5 protein-coding genes and 2 pseudogenes are annotated in these 5,069 nt (G+C 44.2%); all 7 read left to right on the forward strand.

All coding sequences use genetic code 11. From position 1 onward, the window contains the following. Positions 1–99, forward strand: a pseudogene (locus tag Q0200_RS06400) (F0F1 ATP synthase subunit B); the annotation flags it as partial. After that, the gene (locus Q0200_RS06405) at positions 99–629 is read left to right on the forward strand and encodes a F0F1 ATP synthase subunit delta (protein ID WP_297939193.1); all 531 of its coding nucleotides are present in this window, start codon (positions 99–101) and stop codon (positions 627–629) included. The pseudogene Q0200_RS06400 and the gene Q0200_RS06405, both read left to right, overlap by 1 nt. A gap of 12 nt (positions 630–641) precedes the next feature. Beyond that, complete coding sequence (gene atpA, locus Q0200_RS06410) at positions 642–2,159, forward strand: F0F1 ATP synthase subunit alpha (RefSeq protein WP_002952438.1); 1,518 nt, start codon at positions 642–644, stop codon at positions 2,157–2,159. Positions 2,160–2,168: 9 nt separating this feature from the next. Continuing rightward, complete coding sequence (atpG, locus tag Q0200_RS06415) at positions 2,169–3,053, forward strand: ATP synthase F1 subunit gamma (RefSeq protein WP_009494955.1); 885 nt, start codon at positions 2,169–2,171, stop codon at positions 3,051–3,053. Positions 3,054–3,066: 13 nt separating this feature from the next. Then, on the forward strand, positions 3,067–4,464 hold the full coding sequence (gene atpD / locus Q0200_RS06420) for a F0F1 ATP synthase subunit beta (RefSeq protein ID WP_002943946.1): 1,398 nt from the start codon (positions 3,067–3,069) through the stop codon (positions 4,462–4,464). Positions 4,465–4,481: 17 nt separating this feature from the next. Further along, entirely contained in the window at positions 4,482–4,871 is a 390-nt protein-coding gene (gene atpC / locus Q0200_RS06425; RefSeq protein WP_002952434.1) for an ATP synthase F1 subunit epsilon, read from the forward strand. Beyond that, a pseudogene (locus Q0200_RS06430) lies at positions 4,871–4,990 on the forward strand (MotA/TolQ/ExbB proton channel family protein); the annotation flags it as partial. The gene atpC and the pseudogene Q0200_RS06430, both read left to right, overlap by 1 nt. Positions 4,991–5,069 lie beyond the last annotated feature (79 nt).

Raw genomic sequence — 5,069 nt, forward strand, 5'->3', positions numbered from 1 at the left:
TCTGTCGTGGGTGAAATTTTAAATGAAATCTTCGCAAGCGACAGCGTTAAAATGGATCAAAGCGAGCTCATCAATATCATGCTTAAAAGGGTCGGCTAATGAAAGAACTTATCGCAAAAAAATACGTAAAAGCCCTAGTTAGCGACCTTAGCAAAGATGAGTTTAATAACTTTACCGCTAAGCTACAAGAGATCGCAAACGCATTCGCAAATCAAAAATTTCAAAACATCATTGTTTCGCCCAATTTAAAAAATAGCCAAAAAGCGGATTTCGTTCTATCTTTAGTCGGCGAGGCGGATCAGAAATTTGTAAATTTCATAAAGCTACTCGGCGAAAATAAAAGACTTGATATTTTGCCTAATATCGTTTCGGAGCTTTTAGCGCAAAAATCAAAAATGGATAATGTTTTTTACGGCAAAATTTACGGCGGCTCGCAGATCAGTCAGGCTCAAATTTCAGAGCTTGAAAGCAGCTTTTCTAAGAGATTTAACGCAAAAATCATTTTAGAGCCGGTAAAAAGCGACTACAACGGTATTAAGATCGAACTAGACGATTTGGGCGTGGAGGCTAGCTTTTCGGTAGATAGGCTAAAAGCCCAAATGAGCGAATACATATTAAAAGCAATATAAAGGAGAAAAAGCGTGAGTGCAAAAATAAAAGCAGATGAAATCAGCGCCATCATCAAGGAAAGGATTGAAAATTTCAGCCTTAACGTCGATGTGAACGAGACGGGCAAAGTTATATCCGTAGCCGACGGCGTTGCTAACGTTTACGGCCTAAAAAACGTTATGGCCGGCGAGATGGTCGAGTTTGAGAACGGCGAAAAAGGCATGGCTCTAAACCTAGAGGAAAGCAGCGTCGGTATCGTTATTTTGGGCAAAACAGACGGCATCAAAGAGGGTTCGAGCGTAAAACGCCTGGCTAAACTTTTGCGCGTTCCTGTGGGCGATGCTTTGATAGGCCGCGTCGTAAATTCACTCGGCGAGCCGATAGACGCCAAAGGCCCGATCGAAGCTAGCGAGACTAGATTCGTCGAGGAAAAAGCAAAGGGTATCATGGCTAGAAAGAGCGTTCATGAGCCGCTTCAAACTGGTATCAAAGCTATCGACGCGCTAGTGCCGATCGGTCGCGGACAACGCGAGCTCATCATCGGTGATCGCCAAACGGGTAAAACTACTGTCGCGATAGACACAATTATCAACCAAAAAGGTCAAGACGTTATTTGTATCTACGTAGCGATCGGACAAAAACAATCAACTGTCGCTCAAGTCGTTAAAAAGCTTGAAGAGTACGGCGCTATGGAGTATACCATCGTCGTAAATGCAGGCGCATCAGACGCTGCTGCGCTTCAGTACCTAGCTCCTTATGCGGGCGTAACAATGGGTGAATATTTTAGAGATAATTCTCGCCATGCCCTAATCATCTATGACGATCTTTCAAAGCACGCCGTCGCATACCGCGAAATGAGCTTGATTCTTCGCAGACCGCCGGGTCGCGAAGCGTATCCTGGCGACGTTTTCTATTTGCACTCTCGTTTGCTAGAGCGCGCATCTAAGCTAAACGATAAGCTAGGTGCAGGTTCCCTGACGGCGCTTCCTATTATCGAGACGCAAGCTGGCGACGTTTCGGCGTATATTCCGACAAACGTTATTTCTATCACCGACGGTCAAATTTTCCTTGAGTCCGATCTATTTAACTCAGGTATTCGCCCAGCGATCAACGTCGGCCTTTCGGTTTCTCGCGTCGGCGGCGCAGCTCAGATAAAAGCGACCAAGCAAGTTTCGGGAACCTTAAGACTTGATCTTGCGCAATACCGCGAACTTCAAGCATTTGCACAATTTGCGAGCGACCTTGACGAGAGTTCAAGAAAACAGCTTGAGCGCGGTCAAAGGATGGTAGAGGTGCTAAAACAGCCTCCTTACAGCCCGCTTGCCGTTGAAAAACAAGTCGTTATCATCTTCGCCGGTACGAAAGGCTATCTAGACGATATTCCGACTGTAGCCGTTACAAAATTTGAAGCTGAGCTTTATCCTTATATCGAGGCGAAGTATCCTGAAATTTTCGAGCAAATTCGAACCAAAAAAGCACTTGATAAAGAGATCGAGGAGCTTTTGCATAAGGCGCTAAAAGACTTTAAAGCGACGTTTGCCGCTAACTAAGGCTAGAATATGTCAAATTTAAAAGATATAAAACGAAAGATCAAGAGCGTCCAAAACACTCAAAAGACGACGCGCGCGATGAAGCTAGTATCTACGGCTAAACTTCGCAAGGCTGAAGAAGCAGCTCGTCACTCCAGGGTTTATGCGCTCAAGATCAACGAAGTTTTATCTGAAATCGCCTATAAAATCAATCAATATCGCTCCGTAAACGCCGAGAGTAAATTTTTCGACGTTAAGGAGAATATCGAGAAGGTCGATATTATATTCGTTACCGCAGACAAGGGTCTTTGCGGCGGTTTTAATATTCAGACTATTAAAACCGTTAGAAATATGATTAATGAATTTAAGGCGAAAAAAGTAAAGATAAGACTTCGTGCGGTAGGTAAAAAAGGTATAGAATTTTTTAGCTTCCAGGGTATAAATTTGCTTGAAAAATATGTCGGCGTGAGCTCGTCTCCAACCTATGAGAAAGCTCAAAATATCATAAAAGACGCGATAGACGACTTTATAAGCGGTGCGACTGATAAAGTTATTTTGGTACATAACGGCTACAATAACATGATCTCCCAGCAAATTCGCATAAACGACATCGTGCCGGTCGAGCCGCCGAAACTCGTCGAAGTCGAGACGAATTCTTTGATGGAATTTGAGCCGAGCGACGACGGTAAAATTTTAAACGAACTACTTACGAAGTATTTCGAGTATAGTATGTATTATGCTTTAGTAGATAGCCTCGCGGCTGAGCATAGCGCCAGAATGCAGGCGATGGATAATGCGACCAACAATGCCAAAGAGCGCGTTGCACAGCTAAAACTATCGTATAACAAGGCTCGCCAAGAGTCTATCACCACTGAGCTTATCGAGATCATCAGTGGCGTCGAATCAATGAAATAATTAAGGAGTATGGATGAAAGGTATCATTTCTCAGGTAATGGGTCCGGTAGTCGACGTCGATTTCACGGATTATTTACCCAAGATTAACGAAGCCGTCGAAGTAAATTTCGAGGTTGAGGGCAAGCAGAATAGACTCGTGCTAGAGGTTGCCGCGCACCTTGGCGATAACCGCGTAAGAACTATCGCTATGGATATGAGCGAAGGCTTAACTAGAGGCCTTGAGGCTACGGCTTTAGGCGCGCCTATTAGCGTTCCGGTCGGCGAAAAAGTTTTGGGAAGAATTTTTAACGTCGTCGGCGATCTAATCGACGAGGGCGAGGGCATAGAATTTGACAAAAAATGGTCTATTCACCGCGATCCTCCACCGTTTGAAGAGCAAAGCACGAAGAGTGAAATTTTTGAAACAGGCATCAAGGTAGTTGACCTTTTGGCTCCTTACGCAAAGGGCGGTAAAGTCGGGCTATTTGGCGGTGCCGGCGTCGGTAAGACGGTTATTATCATGGAGCTGATTCACAATGTTGCATTTAAACACAGCGGCTACTCTGTATTTGCAGGTGTTGGCGAGAGAACGCGCGAAGGAAACGACCTTTATCACGAGATGAAAGAAAGTAACGTTTTGGACAAAGTTGCCTTGTGCTACGGCCAAATGAACGAGCCGCCAGGAGCAAGAAACCGTATTGCTCTAACAGGCCTAACAATGGCTGAGTATTTCCGTGACGAGATGGGACTTGACGTTTTGATGTTTATCGACAATATCTTCCGTTTCTCTCAGTCGGGCGCAGAGATGTCGGCACTTCTTGGACGTATCCCGTCTGCCGTTGGTTATCAGCCGACTTTGGCGAGCGAAATGGGTAAATTCCAGGAGAGAATTACGTCAACTAAAAAAGGTTCAATTACTTCGGTTCAAGCCGTTTACGTCCCTGCAGACGACCTTACCGACCCGGCTCCTGCGACCGTTTTTGCGCACCTTGATGCGACTACCGTTCTAAACAGAGCTATCGCGGAAAAGGGAATTTATCCTGCGGTCGATCCGCTTGATTCGACATCAAGAATGCTCGATCCTCAAATTTTAGGCGGTGAGCACTATAAAGTCGCTCGCGGCGTGCAGGCGGTCTTACAAAAATATAAAGATCTTCAAGACATCATCGCTATCCTTGGTATGGACGAGCTTAGCGAAGAAGATAAGGTCACGGTTGACCGTGCTAGAAAGATCGAGAGATTTTTATCTCAGCCGTTCTTCGTTGCCGAGGTATTTACGGGAAGCCCTGGTAAATACGTAAGTCTTGAAGAGAATATTGCCGGCTTTAAGGGAATTTTGGAAGGTAAATATGACGATTTGCCGGAAAACGCATTTTATATGGTAGGAAACATCGACGAGGCGATAGCAAAAGCTGAAAAACTTAAAGCCTAAATTTAAAGGAAAAAGTAATGAATAAATTACATTTAGAAATCGTTACGCCTGAGGGTTTAGTGTTTTCAAACGATATTAAAAGCGTAGTTTTGCCTGGTAGTGAGGGCGAGTTTGGGGTTTTGCCCGGACACGCTTCGCTTATTTCGCTTTTAAAAGCCGGCGTTATAGACATCGAGAGCGAAGACAAAAGTCATGATGCCGTCGCGATAAACTGGGGATATGCCGAGATAAACGAGGGTAAGGCGACCATCCTTGCCGATGGCGCCGTTCACGTGTCTGGAAATTCAGAGAGCGAAATAGCAAATTCATTGCAAAAAGCAAAGGATTTGATCGCTAGCATGAGTAGCGAGAACAACGCTATGGCTGCTGCCGTAGCAAAACTAGATAGTATGGCTCGGACAAGATAGTGGCTGGGCTTGATATTTTTTTGAACTACTTATCAAGAAGTAGTTTTATTACTATATTCGTACTTAGTTGGCTCTCTTTTTATTTCATAATAAGCCTTACCATACTTTTATCTCGTATGCCGAATTTTGCTTGTTTTCTTCTACCATTTTAATAAAATATTTATGAACACTCAAATCATTAGTTAATTCAGGATGATA

It is taken from the genome of uncultured Campylobacter sp., from assembly GCF_938045225.1.
Taxonomy (GTDB): domain Bacteria; phylum Campylobacterota; class Campylobacteria; order Campylobacterales; family Campylobacteraceae; genus Campylobacter_A.